An 18,776-nucleotide genomic window follows, 5' to 3' on the forward strand; every position below is an offset into this window, starting at 1 on the left:
ATAAAAAATTAATTCAAGACTTTAGTAATAAAAAAATAGGTTTTAATCCCCTTTTGTTATCAAGCAATGAGTGAAAACGAGCAAGTAGAACCAAAACAACCACCAATAATTAGGGGTGTAGAAAAAATTCGGACGATGATCGAAGGGTTTGACGATATTAGTCATGGTGGTTTACCAATTGGTAGAACTACCTTGATTAGTGGTACATCCGGCACAGGCAAAACCTTATTCTCTCTTCAGTTTCTCTATAACGGTATCACCTACTTTGATGAAGCAGGAGTATTTGTAACTTTTGAGGAATCACCGAGCGATATTATTAAAAATGCTAATATTTTTGGTTGGAACTTGCCTCGCTTAATTGAAGAAGGCAAGTTGTTTATTCTTGATGCATCTCCCGATCCAGAAGGTCAAGATATCGTGGGAAATTTTGACCTTTCTGCACTGATTGAGCGCTTGCAATATGCCATCCGCAAATACAAAGCTAAACGAGTTTCAATCGACTCAATAACAGCAGTATTTCAGCAGTATGAAGCGATGGGAGTAGTGCGACGCGAAATTTTTCGTTTAGTAGCACGTCTTAAACTACTAAGTGTCACCACTCTAATTACCACTGAACGTAGTGAAGAATATGGACCTGTTGCCTCTTTTGGAGTGGAAGAATTTGTTTCCGATAATGTAGTAATTGTTCGCAACGCTTTAGAAGGAGAACGCCGCCGCCGCACAATTGAAATTCTCAAGTTGCGCGGTACAACTCACATGAAAGGCGAGTATCCCTTCACGATTACTAATGAAGGAGTTAACATCTTCCCACTCGGGGCAATGCGCTTGACTCAACGTTCTTCTAATGTCAGGGTATCTTCTGGTGTCAAAACCTTAGATGAAATGTGCGGTGGTGGTTTCTTTAAAGATTCAATTATTTTGGCAACAGGAGCCACAGGTACTGGTAAAACCCTGTTAGTAAGCAAATTTATTCAAGATGGCTGTCTCAATGGAGAACAGGCGATATTATTTGCTTATGAAGAATCACGCGCTCAACTATCTCGTAATGCTTCCTCTTGGGGAATTGATTTTGAAGAATTAGAAGATCAAGGTTTACTCAAAATAATTTGTACCTATCCGGAATCAACTGGTTTAGAAGACCATTTACAAATTATTAAATCAGAAATTGCTATTTTCAAACCCGGTCGGATTGCTATTGATTCTCTATCAGCACTAGCTAGAGGAGTTACGAATAATGCATTTCGGCAGTTTGTAATTGGTGTGACGGGTTATGCTAAACAAGAAGAAATTACTGGTTTCTTTACCAACACAACCGACCAATTTCTAGGAGCGCATTCGATTACTGACTCTCATATTTCCACGATTACCGATACAATTCTGATGTTACAGTACGTAGAAATTCGTGGAGAAATGTCGCGGGCAATTAACGTATTCAAAATGCGCGGGTCTTGGCATGATAAAGGCATTCGTGAGTATAATATTACTGCTGATGGGCCCGAAATTAAAGATTCTTTCCGAAACTACGAACGGATTATCAGCGGTGCTCCTACTCGCGTTAATATCGATGAAAAGGCGGAACTTTCTCGCATTGTTAGACGTTTTGAAGACAAACAGAGTTCCGAACCCTAAATTTAGTATCGTAGTATATTCTTTCCTAAGTTTAGTATCGTGCTATATTCTGTGGTGAAGAAAGGTTTTCTGCCGCTAGATTGATTTTCGTGTGAGGGATGCGGTGAAAGGACAGCAATTATTTTATAGCTTCTTACCTGGTGTAACAGCAGCAGTTTTAACAACTCAGCCTGCTTGGGCTGGTACTGCGAAACTAACTGGGATACAACTGGCATCTTCTCCTAGTGTTTTGACTTCTACTTATGGTCAAGGCTTGGTTGTGGATACCATAAAAAATAGGCAACTGCCTAACAGTGCAAATGTTAGTGTTCCAACTCTAATACCTGCTTTGGGTTTTACTAAACTTAGTGTAAAACCTTTAAGTAATAACAGTATTCCGGTATTTACGGCTGAAAATACTGTTGTGCCAATAAAACAACTACTTAAGAAAGATAAAGGTAGATTTTTGAGTTCGACACCTACCTCTAATTCTTCCCAAGCTCAAAAGAACCAAAAACAGAGTAATTCGAGTGCTTCTGGGCAGAAATTAAAGAAGATACTAGTTCCCAACTACACTTCAAAACCCCTTTCTGTCCAAAAAGAAATTTTGTCCCTGTCTTCTGCACAGCAGCCAGTGGTTCAAAAGAAAAATACTGTTACTCAATTGCAAACATTTTTACAAACTTCAGCTACAGGTGCAGGAGCAGCAAAACTGTTGTCAGCGCAGAGGTGTCCACAGGAGTTGAGCAAAAGTAAAACTGACTCCTTGGCTGTGCTAATAACCTCAAGCACCTGCTTACAACAAAATGCTATTGGTAGCTTGGCTCAGAATAATACCACGATTCCGGCAGATTCGACGCCAATCACTGTGCCAGGAACCGTAACTCCTGCACCATCAGGGGTCGGTGCAACCTTCTACTGTGCCAGGAACTGTAACTCCTGCACCGTCAGGGTCGGTGCAACCTTCTACTGTGCCAGGAACTGTAACTCCTGTGCCGTCAGGGTCGGTGCAACCTTCTACTGTGCCAGGAACCGTAACTCCTGTGCCGTCAGGGTCGGTGCAAATTCCAGAGAACCTGATTCCTAACTCAAATCCCCTGCAATTTCCCACAAAACCGGAGGAGGTGCAACTTCAAGGAAATCAGCCGATTACTTTGGCACAAGCTCTAGAGTTGGCACGGCGTAACAATCGCGATCTACAAGTGTCCTTATTGGAGCTAGAACGCAATCGAGCGGCTCTACGCGAGGCACAAGCTGCTTTATTGCCCACTCTGGGACTTAGCACGGATCTGACTCGTGGTCAGTCTTCTAGCAGTCAGCTTCAGGACGAATTAAACGGGCGAAATGGCTTACTGTCTAACCAAGATCGACCCAGTACATCTTTTTCTGGTCAAGCACAACTTTCATATAACCTTTATACTTCTGGGAGAGTGCAAGCTACCATCAGAGCGGCTGAAGAACAGGTACGTTACTATGAGCTTGCTGTAGAAACTCAGTCTGAGACAATCCGTTTGAATGTTGCCACAGACTACTACAATTTGCAACAAGCGGATGAACAAGTACGCATTAGTCAGTCGGCTGTGGTGAACTCTGAAGCTAGTTTGCGTGATGCAGAAGCTTTAGAGCGAGCTGGGGTTGGTACGCGGTTCGATGTGTTGCGATCGCAGGTGAATTTAGCTAATTCTCAACAAAACTTAACTAATGCCAGATCCCAGCAGTCAATTGCCCGTCGTCAATTAGCAACTCGGATCAGTTTGCCGCAAGGAATAAATATCAGTGCAGCTGACCCTGTACAGTTAGCTGGTCTTTGGAACCCAACCCTAGAACAAAGTATTGTGCTGGCTTATCAAAATCGTCCGGAACTGCAACAGCAGTTAGCACAACGCAATACTAGTGAGCAACAGCGTAGACAGGCTCTTGCAGAACTGGGTCCCCAAATTAGTTTGGTCGCCAGCTACGACCTACTCGATCAGTTCAATGATAATGTCAGCGTTACTGATGGTTATTCATTCGGAGTTAGGGCAACCCTAAATTTGTTTGATGGCGGAGCAGCAAGAGCAAGAGCAGCTCAACAGGAAGCTAATATTGCGATCGCAGAAACTCAATTTGCTGAACAGCGCAACCAAATTCGGTTTCAGGTAGAACAAGCCTATTCTACCCAGCAATCTAGTTTGGAGAATGTTCAAACCGCTAATACCGCTTTAGAACAAGCCAGGGAAGCTTTACGTTTAGCGCGTTTGCGATTCCAAGCTGGTGTAGGTACTCAAACTGATGTGATTAACTCTGAAAATGACCTCACACAAGCTGAAGGTAATCGAGTTACAGCAATTTTGGATTACAACCGCGCTTTAGCTCAGTTACAACGGTCTGTTACCCTCAGAGCATTCCGCTAATTAGCTGAAACTCAATTGAATCAGTATTTTTGACTGCTGTTGTGTTTTATAATCCACTTTGCACCTTCTATTAGAGGATCGCAGATTCCAGTAGCGTTTTTGATAAAAAGCTAGCTAAAAGCCTCATTTATTCAGTGTATTAACTGGGAAGATGAGGCTTTTTAGTCCAAAAAGCAGTATTGTAAATTATAATTTTTGAGAAATTATGAAAGCGATCGCTTTCATAATTACGCCAACAAAATCTGATTAGTAACTACGAACCCAAATTTCACCGTAGCCGTCTTTCCCAAAGTCTGCTACATCTTCAGGAAAGCGCTTTAGAAACTCATCTGGAGACAACCATTCTTGAAATACAAATGAATGCATTTCAGCAGGTACAACATTAATCAATATTTTTCCAAGATTGGATAGGTAATTTATACAAGCAGCAGTAGTATTAATTTCGCGTTTTGTTATATGATATTCAAACGACATCAAAGAAATGGGTTGTGTCAGCCCTTTTAAAACTTCAAATTCCCACCCCTCAACATCAATTTTGCAGTAATCTGGTTTTCCAAACTCATCAATCGCCTGGTCAAGAGTTGTGATAGAAACTTGAATACTGCTTTGTACAGTACCTATCCAATCCTCATAAAAACTTGCAATTCCACTTCGTTCGCGAGTGTATAACCTTGCTTCTCCAGGTTCTGCACCAACCGCCTTCTGAACAGGATGAAACTTACTGCGATAATGACTACATCTAGCTCTCAATTCTCTCATACATTTGGGCTGTGGTTCAAATGCCACAACTCTCGCACCTGCTATCAGAAATGCCTCTGATTTTGCACCTATGTTTGCACCAACATCGAAGCAAAGATGATTAGAATCTAAGAGTTTGGAGTAGAAATAAACTTCTTTTTGAAAATAATTTAAACTATCTTTTAACTGCTTTTGATTTAAAAAGCGATATAAATTCCTAATTGGTCTATATAGACCAGTTGATATGGAAAAGTCCTTAAGAATAGATTTTATTGCAGCAAATTGCATATTGTATTTACCTCAATCAGCAATTTTAACTCAAAATTATCAAACTTATGCTATGTTTTCCCAAATAATCAATATAACAATAATTTATTTTCAAAAAATCGGAAACATTTTGTAGTTTTACAAAAAACACAAAGTAAGGTTTTCAACCGATAGTTTTCAAGACAAATGCATCTAAAATTACTCTCGATCGCAACTAATGTTAAGAATCAACGAAAAAATAAGGGTTTATCGTTTGGTTTGTTTGCGCGACTCAAAACGATGTCTAGGATAGGGTATTTAAAGACGTTTAAAACTTTAGCAATAAGCGGGAGTTAATAAGAGGTTTGAAACCCCCATTCTCTCGTGAGTGTTGGGGGGCTAAGGGGTTAGATTTCCGAGGCTTTGATGTGATGAAAAATACTTGTTCATTCATCCTCTAAGATTGCTTTTGAGTCTATCGAGAATATACTACTATTCTAGGATAAGAATTTTACTCTTCTTCTTCGAGTAACAAAAGTTTTTCCGCTCCTTTTAAAAGAGGGTTAGGGAGAGGTAGTAGAGAAGGAGTTATTTTTGTGAGATATGTACTGGACTTAACAGAGAAGCGCTATAGTCAAATTTGGACTAACATAACTGAGTGTTCGCTCGCTTGCCTTGTCAAAGACTCATGACTAAAGTAACATCTCAAGAAATTGCACAGTTTCGCTCTCAATTGGCAGACGATCCTAGCGACATGGAAGCGCTGGATTTAATTGAAGACTGTGATGGAGATTTGGAAGATGCAGCGATGACGCTAGCTATCCGAGCAGGACAACAACCAGAAAGAGCAAATTCTGAGTGGTTAGATGCCTTGGCTAGAAAATGGCGTGTGGTCATTTGCGAACAAGAATATCGAGAAGATTTGCTTAATACTTCTCTTGTGAAGATGATGGAACATCTAAAAACAACGCCAACATTTCCTAAGATTTTGGCAGCGCCAGTTTTGCTATATGTCCTCAAGCAAGGCGTAAACAATTTTTGTGAGCCACTAGATTTGCTAAAATGATCGTCCCATATTTTAATCGTGAGATTAAAATCGCGGCTACGCAAACATAGACGTAAAGCGGTTTCAAAGCCCTTAATCTGATCTTAGTCCGTGCAGACAGACTAGCCTGTGGGAATTTCACTGCGTTTGTGTAGTCCTTCTAGTAGTTCGCTTTCGTAACGCAAGCGGGGTAAAGGAAGAAGAGGGAAAAGGTTAAAGGTTAAAGGGGAAAGGGAAGAAAATCCCCTTTACCCCTTCCCCTTTCCCCAGCCGAAGGCGTTTCCCTTTCTCCAGCCCTCACCTAACAATTTTGAGTTGGCAGACTACTAGTGCTTTGGTGCAAGATGTGAGCCTCCTAACTTCTGATGTAAGTCTTAGAGTAATTCAGGTGTATGACTTTTAGTCATGCGAGGTTCAATCCACCAGGACTGATACGCTGTTAATTAAGGCAAAACTTCTATTGGACAAATTGTAAAATCAATGAATTACCTTGTTGCCGTATTACCAGACCGCATTCAAGCCGAAGCTGCTTACTTAGCTTTAGAAAAAGAAGGCATTAATAGCACTATTTTGGGAAGGGGGTATAAAACGGCTGACGAGTTTGGCTTAATTGACCCCAAAGACCAGGCTAAAAAGCAAGCAAAACAGATGGCAACCTGGCTGATACCATTTGGCTTTTTTGCAGGTTTTACATTCAGCCTGATTACTGGTTTAGATACTTTTGCCTGGGCAGGTGAAGTTGGCAATCACATTGTTGGCGGACTGCTGGGTGCTGCTAGTGGTGCAATGGGTGGTGTGTTTGTTGGTGGCGGAGTCGGTTTACTTGTAGGTGGTGGTGATGCTTTACCTTATCGCAACCGCTTAGATGCAGGTAAATATTTAGTCGTCGTTCAAGGTTCTGAAACTCTGACTCGCCAAGCAACCAAAATATTACGTCAATTCGATCCAGAAAATATCCAAGGTTATGCCGATACAAATACTGTGTATTGAATAAATCATAGTTTACAGATCGCGACAACAGCGGCTTGAGTTACTTTCCTATTCTTTGGAGATGGCGTAAGTCGCTGCGCTCGCCAACAAATCTCAAGTAGAAAGCCTAACCCAATCTGGACAGAAACTGTAGAAATGGGAATTAAAGCTAGAATCAAGATAGTTCTAGCAAATTAATTCTCAATTAATAACTGATAATTTTTAAGAATGTTGCCACGAGAAGAACTTTTAAAAGGTGTTGAAAATCGAGATAGTGTAGCTCGTGCAATCGATCAAGCAGAGCAAGCGATCAAAACTTGGGAAGTGGTTTTGACAGATTTTCTGTCTCCCCCAGAATTGGCAGAAATTCAACGGGTGTTTAACCGATTAACAGAAGTGCAATTGGTGGCGTGGGGTGGATATCCGCAAGCTGAACGCCAAAGAATAGCGATCGCTCGTTCGGAACTTCCCTTAGATCGATCTCAAGTCAGCCTTGTAGCCATAGAAATTGCTGGTAATTTCCTGTTTGATACCGCCTCTCACCGCGACTTTTTAGGCGCAATGTTAGGGACGGGAATTGTTCGTGAAAAGACGGGAGATGTGATTGTCTTAGGAGAACGAGGGGCACAGGCGATTGTTACACCAGAGTTGGTAGAATTTTTGTCAATGAACCTCAAACAGGTGCGATCGGTTCCTGTGAAAACTCAGCAGATTGAGCTAACAGAATTAAAGGTTCGGGAACCCAAGAAAAAAGAATTAACTACTGTGGAGGCTTCTTTAAGATTAGATGCGATCGCATCTGCTGGTTTTGGGATGTCCCGCAGCAAAATGGTTGATTTCATCGATGCTGGTGATGTTCGCGTCAATTGGAAAGAAGTTACCCAAGCTAGTTCTCAAGTCAAATCAGGCGACTTAATCGCCATTCGCTCTAAAGGGCGTTTAGAGGTTGGAGAAATAGCCGTTACCAAAAAAGAGCGTTACCGAGTTCAATTAACAAGATATATGTAATAAGTTAGGAGTGAAAAGTTAGGAGTGAGGAGTTTTAAATACATCAGTTTATTTAACTTCAAACTCTTGTACAGACGCGATTCATCATGTCTTTACTCCTAAATAAATACTTAATACTTAGGCTTTAAAGCGTTTCGCTAACATATTCAGTAGAAGTTTGCGCGGTACAAGCCGAGATAATTTGCTTCTAATTTGAGTAGTACTATCAGAGCTAATAACAGTTGGATAGCCTTTTTCTAAAGCCTCTAAAGACTCCCAAACCACTTTTTCGGAAGAATAGACTTTATCTGTACTGCCTGCCAGCGCTGGAGGAAAATTAGCTTCTGCAAAAAAGTTTGTTTCTATTGGCCCTGGACAAGTGACTAAAATACGGACGCCATATTGATAATTTTCTGCCCATAATGCTTCACTAAAGCTGAGAATAAAAGCTTTACTAGCAGCATAAACAGAAAGGTATGGTATTGGTTGAAATGCGGTAATCGAGGATACGTTAATAATACTTCCAGAACGGCGTTGCCGCATCAAGGGTAGAAATTTATGGGTTAAATCTACCAATGCTAAAATATTTAATTGTACGATTTTGACTTGTTTTTCTCCATCTCCTTCAGCAAAATCGCCATAGTAACCAAAACCAGCATTGTTGATTAATAAGTCAATGGTTAATCCCTTTGATTTTGTGACATCAAATACACTGGCTGCTGCATTAGGTTCTGTGAGGTCTTTTACTATAACATCTATTTGAATGTTGTGTTGTTCTTGTAGTTGTTTAGCTAATTGGTTTAGTTTCTCTTCAGAACGAGCAACGAGTACAAGATTTGTCTTGCGTGCAGCTAGTTCTTGAGCAAAGGCTTTACCAATACCACTAGAAGCACCAGTAATTAAAGCAGTTGACATTCTACATATTCAGATAATTTTTAAGCACTTATAAATCTTAGCTATGCTGACTATAAGTTTTAACTACCCAAAGTGATATATCCAAAAGGGTAAAAGTAACACTTAGTGACTTTTGGAAACTATATTAATTCTCCAGATATACCAATATGGGAGATTCTTAAATCTTCTTCATCTGTATATTGAATAGACGAGTCGATTTTTTCTAGTAATTCTGCGTCTTGGCGCGACCACTCAAATACAATTTTAGAGTCCAAATGCTTAAGATGAGAAAATATCTGCTTCCATTGGCTTTGTCTAATTCGGTCACAACTAATGATTTTTCTGATAGCCATTCAAATTCATTTTGAATTGCCAATTACCATTTTTCAGACCAATAGATAATTTCTGAAGTGGAACTATTAATAGCAACGCCGTAGCTGTCTCCATGATTCCACTTAAAACCAGGTCTACCTTTGTCATCTGTATTTAATACCAATATTTCATAAGTAGCTGGAAAAGATTCTGTAGGAGAATCACTAGTATAGAAGAAAGTTGTCGGCACACCATTAGGTTGGTTTATGTGGTCGTTTGTGTCACCACCTATATATTTGTGCTTGGCACTATTTCTATATTGTGAAAGTAATTTTTCTATCTTCTTTGGTGGCTCTTTTAACCTAATTTGAAAAAAACTACTTCCTTGTAAAACTTTGGGAGAGTAAGCAATACGAACGTCTTTAGCATCAAGGGGAATTTCATTAGGAAAATGTTTTATTTGGTCATTTTCAGACCATAGTTGATTACGAATTTCTTTGTAGCGTGATGTATCAGTTATAATTTTAGGCTCGCTAGTACTGCTAAAAGTTGTTCTTAGAAAAAAGCTTCCCCCGACAATACTAAGACTAGCAAGGGCTAATAGAAATTGCGATCGCTTCATCAAGTTGGGTGTATCTAACTTTCATAGTCATATACCCAACTAATAAACTAAATTCGTACTATTGCGGATATCGAATCAGAGATATTAACAGAAACTTTGTGTATTTAGAGGAAAATTGCGATAATTGTAAAATTAATGTGAAGTTAGTCAATGATTACCTAGTCAAATACCGTAGGTAATCCTCATTGATGCCAGTACTACCGTTTTAGCTAAGGAAATCAATTACACAGCTATCCATTTTTTTCAATTCTTCCTGATGCAGCAATAACTAAAGCGGATATATAAATAGTAGATGCACCTTAATTAAATCACAGCCTTCAGCTTTTAGTTGAAGGCTTTTTTTTATTGCTCATACTTTTTTATTCTTAAAAAAATAAATTTGCTCAAAAGTCTAATTTTCCCGGATATGGCAATAAATAAAGCGGATTAATAAATGGTAGATGCACCCTAAGAATTTACAGCCCTCAGTCAAAAGCTGGAGGCTTTTTTTATTGCTCATACTTTTTTGCGAAGAAAATAAATTTGATTAAAAGTCTAATTTTCCCGGATATGGCAATAAATAAAGCGGATTAATAAATGGTAGATGCACCCTAAGAATTACAGCCCTCAGTCAAAAGCTGGAGGCTTTTTTTATTTCAATATCGATGGCAGCAAACTGGGAGCTAACCACACTGCATAACCAATAAATCCAAACAGCAAGGTAATTAGAGCAGTAATGCCGTAACCGATGCAAATTAATAAACCATCAGATTCGATGGTGGCAACAGTCAAAAGTAAAATACCGATAGTAGGAATAGGATTTGTAAGTGGAATTGGTAATATTAGTAATACTGTTAATAAAGAGATACAAAACCCATTAATTCGCCAAACTAAAGGATTATGAGCTATTTTTCCTAATCGAGGACGAGCGATTTTCTGGAAAACTTTGGTAAGCCTTCCCAAATTTTGCAAAAGCAACTGAGCGAAAGAACGAGGAAATTTATAGTTAGCGATTCTTTTCGGTAGCCAAGGCGATCGCCTTCCTAAAACCATTTGCACTGACAACAGTAAACAAGCACCACCAAATGGGCCAGTTAATCCCGGTGGCATAGGAAGCAAAAAAGGCAAAACTAATAATGTAATTACCAGACTGAAACCCCGTTCTGAGGTTTCTGTCAGAATATCGCCTAGAGTCAGCGGTTGTTCAGCTAGGCGTTGCAACAGGGATTTTATATCTTGAGAAAATCTCAGATGCATTTGGCGTGAGTTGATGCGATTTCCCACTTTGTAGTAGAGGAAGATGAGAGAGAATAACTTCTAAACTCTGCCAATTTTAGATTTTGAATTTAAGGAAAATTTAAAATCTAAAATTGAATGAGTCCTAACTCTTGCTTTCTGGGGGTACAAAAACAGCTATAGCTTTAGGTATAACCCGAAAATGAGCAGGTGTGTAGGTAGTAATTTCACCATCTGTATTAATAGGGCGAGGTTTGCGAGTATGTATCTCTATTTCTTGACCTTGATGGGAGCGTACACTTTGCCAATGTATATGTCGCCCTTGTCGCATTGAAGGTAGTAACAATACAACCTGCCACCAGTGTTCAATCTCCAAGCTATAAAGGTCTAGCCTTTGATCGTCTATTGTGGCATCATCAGCCACTGCCATACCACCACCGTAATAGCGGCCGTTACCGACTGCAATTTGCACTGTTTTGACGCGAACCAATTCACCGTTAATTGCAATCTCTGCTGTAAAAGGTCTAGCTTCCAAAAGCACTTGCAATGCAGTGGCAGCATAAGCAAATACTCCCCAGCGGCGCTTAACTTCTTTGGTAAGTCGTTGGGTAATTTTTACACTCAATCCCATACTGGCAACGTTAAAAAAGTGCTTGCCATTCACACAACCCAAGTCGATACGCTGTAAATGTCCATCTGCAATAATTTTGCAAGCTTCGTTGAGGGAATTTGGGATTTCCAAAGTTCTCGCTAGATCGTTGGCAGTTCCCAGAGGCAAGATTCCCAAAGGTAATTGAGTCTCAATTAAAGCGTCTACGGCAGCATTTAGAGTACCATCTCCTCCGCCAATAATTACCAAGTCAACTCGATCCTTATGGCGAAGTATAACTTCAACAAGATGTTTGGGATCTTCTGTAGACTCCTCAATTAAATCAAAGCCAAATGTTTTCAGACTTTGAATCGCTTCCGATAGACCCTTTTGCCCTTGGCGAGCATGACGATTTACTAACAGCAGTGCGCGGGAACTCATGGGTGGTACCTTTTGTTGTTGATATGTCCAATTATCCGCATCTATGTATTCTGCTTGATGTTGACTAGAAAAAAGTGTTTATGCTGTGATGAAAGTTATCAAAAATTCATTTTCATAACACTTATTATATTGTGACTACTAATTTTTAATTTTTCTTTTTATTTAGTTTAGCTCTACTAGCCCTCAGTGTGTTTATCTTCAACAAATATAATTATTACTCCTCAGATAAATGAATTTTAGGTGTTTTTATTTATAAAATAGCGAGTTGTTCAAATATTATTATGCCAAACATAAGAGATATTTTTCATTAAAATAAGTACATTTACAGCAGATTGCAACTTTGTGATGTACAGATTATTGTAAGGGCATCACAATGTTCATAGGTGTCAACTTAAGCTAAAAGCTTTGTCAAACTCTCGTTTCCAACCTCTGGGCTGGAAATGCACTTCAATTGGGCTGCTGCCGCCAGCAAGAGAGGCGGAGCCTCTAGAACAGCATTCCCAGCCTAAGACTGGGAACGAGACAAATGCTGTTTATAGGGCTTCTATGTTGAATCTAATACAGTGCTAGTTGCTTGCTTAACGGCAAGAAATCCCTATGTTCATTTGGAATTTTGCTTTTATGACTTTTTCGGATCGGTGTCGCCACCAATAATTGCTTGAAACACGTCCCCTAGTAAAAAGAAAAATGCTGCAACTAACACTACAAGCATTAAACCTGCAAGGGCCGCAAAGGGAGAGATGATAAACAAGATTAAAAGCGCAAACATCAAAATCTTTAGTAATGTCTTATTCATCTTTTTTGATATTGAATAATATGTAAGTATTTAGGCATAAATAAATTTCAAGTTTGTAGTAAGGACTTTAGCCCCGATCATCCTTGCTCTGGGCGATAAATCGCTCACGAAAAACTAGGAGTTGATTTGATATTTAATTATGTCTATCTACTTATGTTCTCTATAAATAATCGATGAATTAACAATCTGTCACCTGTCTTCTGTTAGATTTAATCTGTGCGCGCTTACTTTTGTGGTCAAGGCGTTTTCTTTGAGAACTGCGGGTTGGTTTAGTGGGTTTGCGTTTGATTGTCACGACTACTGCGCTTTGAATGAGTTCTTGAAGTCGTTTCAAGGCTGACTCGCGATTGTTCTCTTGGCTTCGGTGTTCCTGAGCTTTAATTACAACTACTCCTTCTTGGTTAATGCGTCGATCGCTGAGCTTTAAAAGCTGTTGTTTATAATAATCGGGTAATGATGAAGCTGCAATATCGAAGCGCAAGTGGATCGCGGTAGAAACTTTATTTACATTTTGTCCTCCTGCTCCTTGAGAGCGAATCGCAGTAATTTCAATCTCAGTCTGTGGGATAATAACATTATTGGAAATTTGCAGCATTAATCACAAGGCAAAAAAGAAACTTGTAACTTTGGGATAAACTTTCTTTACTCGGTTTGTTCGGTTAAATCTATCATTACATCTGGGTCTTCATTGTTGTTCAAATTCACTTCTAAAGTCTGTCCTTGGATTGTCACTTTATCGCCCGGTACTAGTCGCCGTCCTCGTCGAGTTTCCAGCATCCCGTTTACTTGGACATCGCCACCTTGAATCATCAGCTTGGCTTGACCTCCAGTTGGCACTATACCCATCAACTTTAAAAATTGATTTAACTTAATTGTGTTGTCTCTAATTTTCTTCATCGTAAATAAATCTACACAATCTTAATTGTATCGTGACCTTCTCAAGCTAAATGGGAAATCTGTTACACCACATAATCAGCTAAGTACAGCATTTCATTAATTCGTAGCGAATTAAATTTGGCAATCCCTGCAATGCGATTGCATCGGCTGACAATGCGATTGCATCGGCTGACAATGCGATTGCATCGGCTGACAATGCCATTGCATCGGCAAACAATGCGATTGCATCGGCAAACAATGCGATTGCATCGGCTGACAATGCGATTGCATCGGCAAACAATGCGATTGCATCGGCTGACAATGCCAATGCGTCATGCATTTAACAACGTTACGCTTTACTGATAAATGTGAATTTACACCAGTTTTTATTTAATTGAACCGTATATCGTAGTAGAAGCACAGCAATGCTGTATCTCTACTACATGGTGTATTTAGCTAAAAATTGCTAATTTTGTTAATTGCCTATGGTGGTACAACGCCCAATAGCCAGTCGTAGATATCGCTTTAACAAAAACTGTAATACCAGTTTATTATTTATAATGTTGATCGACAAAACTGCCAGATATGGGCTAAAAACTAGTCTGGAAGGTTCTTTTAGTGTGTTCAGGGGACTGGATCTATGATTAAGCTTGGTTTATTGGTACAGTCCCAGAATAACTCTTTGGGTATCGGAAAAGTTACGGAAATATCTGATACCAATGCAACCGTTGAGTATTTCTGCTCTATAGGGCAACGTCTCCAAAAAACTTTACCTTTAAGTTCGCTCTCGCAAGTGAAGCTGGAACCCCAAGCTCGATGCTATATTAAGTCCCAAACTCAGGATAAATGGATAGTAGGCAGAGTTTTTATTTGGGATGATGATACAGAAATGTATCAAATTGATTTACCAGATAAGAAAACTGCGATCGCATCTGTTGAAGATATTTACGTTCGGTGTAATCTACCAAATACAGACCCCCATCCAAACTCTGGCCATGAAAGGTCACGAAACGCCCTATTTCCACGACAAAAGATTGGCTTTCGTGAAATCCTTGACTCAGCAACGCGCTGTGAGTCGCGGGATGACGGGACTGATTTCGGCAAATATTAATCTTTATCCTCATCAAGTTGAAGTAGTCAGGCGGGTACTAGAAGACCCAATTCAACGCTACTTGTTAGCAGATGAGGTGGGACTGGGAAAAACCATCGAAGCGGGTGCGATTCTGCGTCAATTTCTTCTCGATGAACCGAAAAAAGGTGCGGTGGTGATAGTTCCGCAATATTTACTCAAACAATGGCGGACTGAGTTAGAAAACAAGTTTTACATCTCCCATTTTGGCAAACGGGTAGCGGTGCTGGCGGTTGAAGATATTCATAAAATCAACTTGAAAGCAAGGATAGGCTGCTTAATTTTAGATGAAGCTCATCATATTGCAGCAATGGCAACCTCTAAGGATGCAACAGTACGCCAGCGTTTTCAGACTTGCAAAGAACTTGCTCATAAAAGCGATCGCTTACTTTTATTATCTGCCACTCCGGTTCTCAATCACGAGCAGGATTTTCTGGCGATGTTGCACTTGCTCGACCCGACAACCTATAAAATGGGCGATCTAGAAGGTTTTCGCGCCAAAGTTGAAAGCCGTCAGCAAATTGGTAAACTTCTGCTTTCTTTTAAAGAAGGTGCAGAACCAGAGGTTCTCAAAAGCAACTTGCAGCAACTACGAAAACTCTTGGCTGAGGATAAGTATTTACTGAAGCTGGCGGATGGTTTAGAAAATTTACCAGCAAATTCTCCTGAGCAAGAGCAAATCGTCCAAGCGATTCGCGTCCACGTCAGCGATATTTATCGACTTCATCGGCGAATGCTTCGCAACCGTCGCGCTGCGGTGGAAGATGTGATATTTGACCGCAACTTTACGCCGAAAGAAGAGTATGATTTAGACGAGCGATCGCTTGATATCCACGAACTGCTCAATCAATGGCAAAGTGTTGCTCCTGATGAAAAGCAATATCAGCGAATTTTTCTGCTGTTATTTCTCGCTGCTGGTACTTGGTTAGGCATTTTAGAGCAGGTAATTACGGCGCGTTTAACTGCGAAACCTCATGCGAAACTCACCCAGGAGTTTAAAGAAGATGATGTTCGCCTGTTAACTACAACCCCCAAATTCTCAGGGGAAGAAGAGATTCTCCAATCCTTACTAAAAATTATTCGTCAACCTCAAGAGGACGGACAACGGACGGAAAATTTGAAAACAGTGCTGCTAAATCAGCTAGGTACTTATTTCAAAATTCCCGCAAACGTTCGGAAGAATCAAAAGGAATTCATCACCAGAATACAGCAGAGAATCAAAAGACCAATTGCTGGCGATATTCTGCCCAAATTTGTTGTATTTACCAGTTTTGTGCAAACTTGTGGCGAAATTGTCCGATATTTATCTGATACCTTTGGCGCAGAGACAATAGCCAGCCATCAATTTGGAGAATCACCAGACAAAGTTGAAGAAGGCTTAAATCGGTTCAAGAATAACCCCAACTGCTTTATTTTAGTATGCGATCGCTCTGGAGAAGAAGGGCGTAACCTCCAGTTTGCCGATTGGTTAATTCATTTTGACCTGCCTTGGTCGCCTAATCAATTAGAGCAGAGAATTGGCAGACTGGACCGCATTGGCAGCAAAATTGGCATCCAATCTAGTGCCTTGATTGGCCCCTATTTGGAAGATAGCCCTCACAATGCTTGGTATAAAGTATTGAAAGATGGCTTTGGTATTTTTCAACAATCAATTGCCAGTCTCCAGTTTTATGTTGATGAGAAACTTGCAGAATTAGAAACAGTTTTGTTTAAATCAGGTGCGGCTGGATTGTTAGAGATGGTTTCACCAATTCAAGAGCAAATTGAAGCAGAAATCGCCAAAATTAGCGAACAAAATGCTCTAGATGAAATTGATGCAAACGATGAAATTGCTACCGAGTATTTTCAAGACCTAGATAATTACGATGCTCGTCATCTAGAAATTAAACGAGCAATTGAAGGCTGGATTTGTGACGCGCTGGGATTCAGAGGACTGAATAACCCCGATTCATCAGAGATGCGACGTTATCAACCGACAACGCGGACATTGGTGCCGATAAATGAGTTAAAAGACCGTTTTGCAGAGAGTTATCTAGACCAATTTGGTACTTATAATCGCAGAGTGGCAAACCAGAATGCTGGTGTTAAACTCTTTCGAGTTGGCGAAGGATTTATCGAAGCACTCTTGAACTATATTAACTGGGATGACCGAGGTGAAGCCTTTGCTCTATGGCGCACTGATGCATCTTGGGACGCGAAAGAAGGGAAAGAGTGGTTCGGTTTTCAATGCAATTATGTAGTCGAGGCAAATTTAAAAATTGCCAAACAAGTTTTACTAGATAACAAACTAGATAATTCTCAATTCAAAAACTTGCAGCGCCGCGTTGATGCTCTATTTCCACCAATCATAGAAACTATCTATGTTGATGGTCGCAAGCAGCCAATCCGGGTTGTTGAGGATAAAGCACTCTTAAGTATTCTGCAACGTCCATATAAAGATAAAAACAATAATCAAGGACGAGATTACAACCTAGCAAAAGAGCGTTTAGGAATTATTGACGATTTTGTTGACCCTAGTAAATGGCAAAATTTTTGTTATCAAGTGCGTAACGCTTCTTCAGAATTACTTGCCAATCGTCCCGATTTTATTGATTTATGTCAAAGTTGTGCTAAAGTCGCCGAAAAAAAATTAGCCAATAGAGTAGAACAATTACGACTACGTTTAAATCAGCAAAGTTGGGATAACGCATTAGCTGAAGAATTGAAGATAGAAACTGCTTTAAATGCAGCCATTCTCGAAGGAATTCGCCAGCCGCTTCTGAGACTTGATTCTGTGGGTTTTATTGTAGTATCGGGGCGATCGCTTGTGCAATTTGAGTGATATTGTGTGCGATTGAATAGCTTGGGTAATTCTAATTGAGAGCTTGAGATCCCCGGCTTCTTTAAAAAGTCGGGGATATTTTTGTTCTGGTGTTACTGATGAAATTGCTATAAAAACATATACAGCAGTTCTCAAGTAGATGATGTACAAAGTGCAGGACTGCTAAAATTATGTTTTTATTGAGAACGAATAAGATTTAGAAAAAACGTGACTATTAGTTAGGGTGTAATCTATCGCAGTATCAAAGAATTCACAAACAAAAGGAGAACCGATGACTGATAAAAAGGTCGTGCTAGTAACAGGAGCATCATCTGGATTTGGGCAGTTAACTGCTCAAAAGCTTGCTCAAGAAGGTTACTGGGTCTTCGGTACTAGTCGCAAGGAACATCCAACTGTACAAGATGTGGAAATGTTGACACTCGATGTTACCTCTGAGTCTTCAGTGCAATCATGTATCAAACAGTTGCTTGCACGGACTAATCGCATTGATTTACTGATTAACAATGCTGGACAAATTCATGCCAGCATGATTGAAGAAACTTCTTTAGAACAAGCTAAGGAGATTTTTGAAACCAACTTTTGGGGTGTTGTTCGGGTTAGCAATGCTGTTTTGCCAGTTATGAGACAGCAGCGTAGTGGGCATATTATTAATATCAGTTCAGTGGCAGGATTAATTGGCGCACCAGGTCAAGGTTTTTACAGTGCAAGTAAGTTTGCACTCGAAGGTTATAGTGAAGCATTGAGTGTGGAACTAGACCCCTTCAATATTAAAGTGTCTTTAATTGAGCCTGGTTACTTTAAGACCAACTTCAACCAGGCTATGTTGTCACCCACATTGAATTACGCTGATTATGACAATGTACGCGATGTGATTCGTTCAACCGTTAGTCAAGCAATTGCACAAGGTGACGATCCTGAAAAAGTTGCACAGACGATTCTATCTGCTGCTCGTAGTCGGTTGCCACGATTACGCTATCGTGTTGGCAATGAGGCACAATGGTTGCCTCGCTTAAAAGCAATATTGCCAGATAACTTGTTTCGATTTGGTGCGCGCAAGCGGTTGAATTTACCATAAATCACAGCCAAATCTTCTAC

15 protein-coding genes and 2 pseudogenes are annotated in these 18,776 nt (G+C 40.0%); 7 read left to right on the plus strand and 10 right to left on the minus strand.

The window, feature by feature from the left end:
• Positions 1-66: 66 nt before the first annotated feature.
• Together kaiC and NSTCB13_RS20895 are read left to right on the plus strand one after the other, a co-directional pair.
• Entirely contained in the window at positions 67-1,629 is a 1,563-nt protein-coding gene (kaiC, locus tag NSTCB13_RS20890) for a circadian clock protein KaiC (RefSeq protein WP_445630946.1), read from the plus strand.
• A 103-nt stretch (positions 1,630-1,732) separates the two neighbouring features.
• Positions 1,733-4,001: pseudogene (locus tag NSTCB13_RS20895) on the plus strand (TolC family protein).
• Positions 4,002-4,247: 246 nt separating this feature from the next.
• On the opposite strand, the gene NSTCB13_RS20900 reads toward NSTCB13_RS20895, so the two are convergent.
• The gene (locus NSTCB13_RS20900) at positions 4,248-5,027 is read right to left on the minus strand and encodes an FkbM family methyltransferase (RefSeq protein WP_448273697.1); all 780 of its coding nucleotides are present in this window, start codon (positions 5,025-5,027) and stop codon (positions 4,248-4,250) included.
• Positions 5,028-5,673: 646 nt separating this feature from the next.
• On the opposite strand from NSTCB13_RS20900, the gene NSTCB13_RS20905 reads away from it, so the two are divergent.
• The 3 genes from NSTCB13_RS20905 (at position 5,674) to NSTCB13_RS20915 (ending at position 8,007) form a co-directional block, all read left to right on the plus strand.
• Positions 5,674-6,051 carry a hypothetical protein gene (locus NSTCB13_RS20905; RefSeq protein WP_445630943.1) on the plus strand — a complete coding sequence of 126 codons (378 nt, stop codon included), beginning with the start codon at positions 5,674-5,676 and terminating at the stop codon, positions 6,049-6,051.
• 459 nt (positions 6,052-6,510) lie between these two features.
• A complete protein-coding gene (locus tag NSTCB13_RS20910; protein ID WP_445630942.1) occupies positions 6,511-7,020 on the plus strand; it encodes a hypothetical protein in 510 nt (169 codons plus the stop codon).
• Between the two features lie 207 nt (positions 7,021-7,227).
• Positions 7,228-8,007, plus strand: coding sequence for a photosystem II S4 domain protein (locus NSTCB13_RS20915; protein ID WP_445630941.1), 780 nt, complete (start codon positions 7,228-7,230; stop codon positions 8,005-8,007).
• Positions 8,008-8,124: 117 nt separating this feature from the next.
• On the opposite strand, the gene NSTCB13_RS20920 is transcribed toward NSTCB13_RS20915, so the two are convergent.
• The 9 genes from NSTCB13_RS20920 to NSTCB13_RS20960 form a co-directional block, all read right to left on the minus strand.
• A complete protein-coding gene (locus NSTCB13_RS20920; RefSeq protein ID WP_445630940.1) occupies positions 8,125-8,901 on the minus strand; it encodes an SDR family NAD(P)-dependent oxidoreductase in 777 nt (258 codons plus the stop codon).
• A 119-nt stretch (positions 8,902-9,020) separates the two neighbouring features.
• Positions 9,021-9,233, minus strand: coding sequence for a hypothetical protein (locus tag NSTCB13_RS20925; RefSeq protein ID WP_445630939.1), 213 nt, complete (start codon positions 9,231-9,233; stop codon positions 9,021-9,023).
• Positions 9,234-9,256: 23 nt separating this feature from the next.
• Complete coding sequence (locus NSTCB13_RS20930) at positions 9,257-9,814, minus strand: hypothetical protein (RefSeq protein WP_445630938.1); 558 nt, start codon at positions 9,812-9,814, stop codon at positions 9,257-9,259.
• 630 nt (positions 9,815-10,444) lie between these two features.
• On the minus strand, positions 10,445-11,050 hold the full coding sequence (locus NSTCB13_RS20935; RefSeq protein WP_445630937.1) for an exopolysaccharide biosynthesis protein: 606 nt from the start codon (positions 11,048-11,050) through the stop codon (positions 10,445-10,447).
• Between the two features lie 124 nt (positions 11,051-11,174).
• Positions 11,175-12,059, minus strand: a complete 885-nt coding sequence (locus tag NSTCB13_RS20940) for a lipid kinase (protein WP_445630936.1) — start codon at positions 12,057-12,059, stop codon at positions 11,175-11,177.
• Between the two features lie 619 nt (positions 12,060-12,678).
• Positions 12,679-12,855 carry a hypothetical protein gene (locus NSTCB13_RS20945; protein ID WP_335007267.1) on the minus strand — a complete coding sequence of 59 codons (177 nt, stop codon included), beginning with the start codon at positions 12,853-12,855 and terminating at the stop codon, positions 12,679-12,681.
• Between the two features lie 178 nt (positions 12,856-13,033).
• Positions 13,034-13,450 carry an alternative ribosome rescue aminoacyl-tRNA hydrolase ArfB gene (gene arfB / locus NSTCB13_RS20950; protein WP_445630935.1) on the minus strand — a complete coding sequence of 139 codons (417 nt, stop codon included), beginning with the start codon at positions 13,448-13,450 and terminating at the stop codon, positions 13,034-13,036.
• A gap of 47 nt (positions 13,451-13,497) precedes the next feature.
• Positions 13,498-13,752 (minus strand): RNA-binding S4 domain-containing protein, encoded by a 255-nt coding sequence (locus NSTCB13_RS20955; protein WP_322638696.1) that lies wholly within the window; start codon positions 13,750-13,752, stop codon positions 13,498-13,500.
• A 79-nt stretch (positions 13,753-13,831) separates the two neighbouring features.
• Positions 13,832-14,071 carry a hypothetical protein gene (locus tag NSTCB13_RS20960; protein WP_448273698.1) on the minus strand — a complete coding sequence of 80 codons (240 nt, stop codon included), beginning with the start codon at positions 14,069-14,071 and terminating at the stop codon, positions 13,832-13,834.
• Between the two features lie 300 nt (positions 14,072-14,371).
• Between NSTCB13_RS20960 and dpdE the strand changes: the two are divergent.
• Positions 14,372-17,681 (plus strand): annotated as a pseudogene (dpdE, locus tag NSTCB13_RS20965) (protein DpdE).
• Positions 17,682-17,952: 271 nt separating this feature from the next.
• Positions 17,953-18,756, plus strand: coding sequence for an oxidoreductase (locus NSTCB13_RS20970; protein WP_448273699.1), 804 nt, complete (start codon positions 17,953-17,955; stop codon positions 18,754-18,756).
• Positions 18,757-18,776 lie beyond the last annotated feature (20 nt).

The organism is Nostoc sp. DSM 114160, from assembly GCF_053470305.1.

What these genes read in the sequence shown, in the direction of transcription:
- kaiC (WP_445630946.1), top strand. Translation starts at nt 67, where the DNA reads ATGAGTGAAAACGAGCAAGTAGAACCAAAACAACCACCAATAATTAGG.
- NSTCB13_RS20900 (WP_448273697.1), bottom strand. Translation starts at nt 5,027, where the DNA reads ATGCAATTTGCTGCAATAAAATCTATTCTTAAGGACTTTTCCATATCA.
- NSTCB13_RS20905 (WP_445630943.1), top strand. Translation starts at nt 5,674, where the DNA reads ATGACTAAAGTAACATCTCAAGAAATTGCACAGTTTCGCTCTCAATTG.
- NSTCB13_RS20910 (WP_445630942.1), top strand. Translation starts at nt 6,511, where the DNA reads ATGAATTACCTTGTTGCCGTATTACCAGACCGCATTCAAGCCGAAGCT.
- NSTCB13_RS20915 (WP_445630941.1), top strand. Translation starts at nt 7,228, where the DNA reads ATGTTGCCACGAGAAGAACTTTTAAAAGGTGTTGAAAATCGAGATAGT.
- NSTCB13_RS20920 (WP_445630940.1), bottom strand. Translation starts at nt 8,901, where the DNA reads ATGTCAACTGCTTTAATTACTGGTGCTTCTAGTGGTATTGGTAAAGCC.
- NSTCB13_RS20925 (WP_445630939.1), bottom strand. Translation starts at nt 9,233, where the DNA reads ATGGCTATCAGAAAAATCATTAGTTGTGACCGAATTAGACAAAGCCAA.
- NSTCB13_RS20930 (WP_445630938.1), bottom strand. Translation starts at nt 9,814, where the DNA reads ATGAAGCGATCGCAATTTCTATTAGCCCTTGCTAGTCTTAGTATTGTC.
- NSTCB13_RS20935 (WP_445630937.1), bottom strand. Translation starts at nt 11,050, where the DNA reads ATGCATCTGAGATTTTCTCAAGATATAAAATCCCTGTTGCAACGCCTA.
- NSTCB13_RS20940 (WP_445630936.1), bottom strand. Translation starts at nt 12,059, where the DNA reads ATGAGTTCCCGCGCACTGCTGTTAGTAAATCGTCATGCTCGCCAAGGG.
- NSTCB13_RS20945 (WP_335007267.1), bottom strand. Translation starts at nt 12,855, where the DNA reads ATGAATAAGACATTACTAAAGATTTTGATGTTTGCGCTTTTAATCTTG.
- arfB (WP_445630935.1), bottom strand. Translation starts at nt 13,450, where the DNA reads ATGCTGCAAATTTCCAATAATGTTATTATCCCACAGACTGAGATTGAA.
- NSTCB13_RS20955 (WP_322638696.1), bottom strand. Translation starts at nt 13,752, where the DNA reads ATGAAGAAAATTAGAGACAACACAATTAAGTTAAATCAATTTTTAAAG.
- NSTCB13_RS20960 (WP_448273698.1), bottom strand. Translation starts at nt 14,071, where the DNA reads ATGCATGACGCATTGGCATTGTCAGCCGATGCAATCGCATTGTTTGCC.
- NSTCB13_RS20970 (WP_448273699.1), top strand. Translation starts at nt 17,953, where the DNA reads ATGACTGATAAAAAGGTCGTGCTAGTAACAGGAGCATCATCTGGATTT.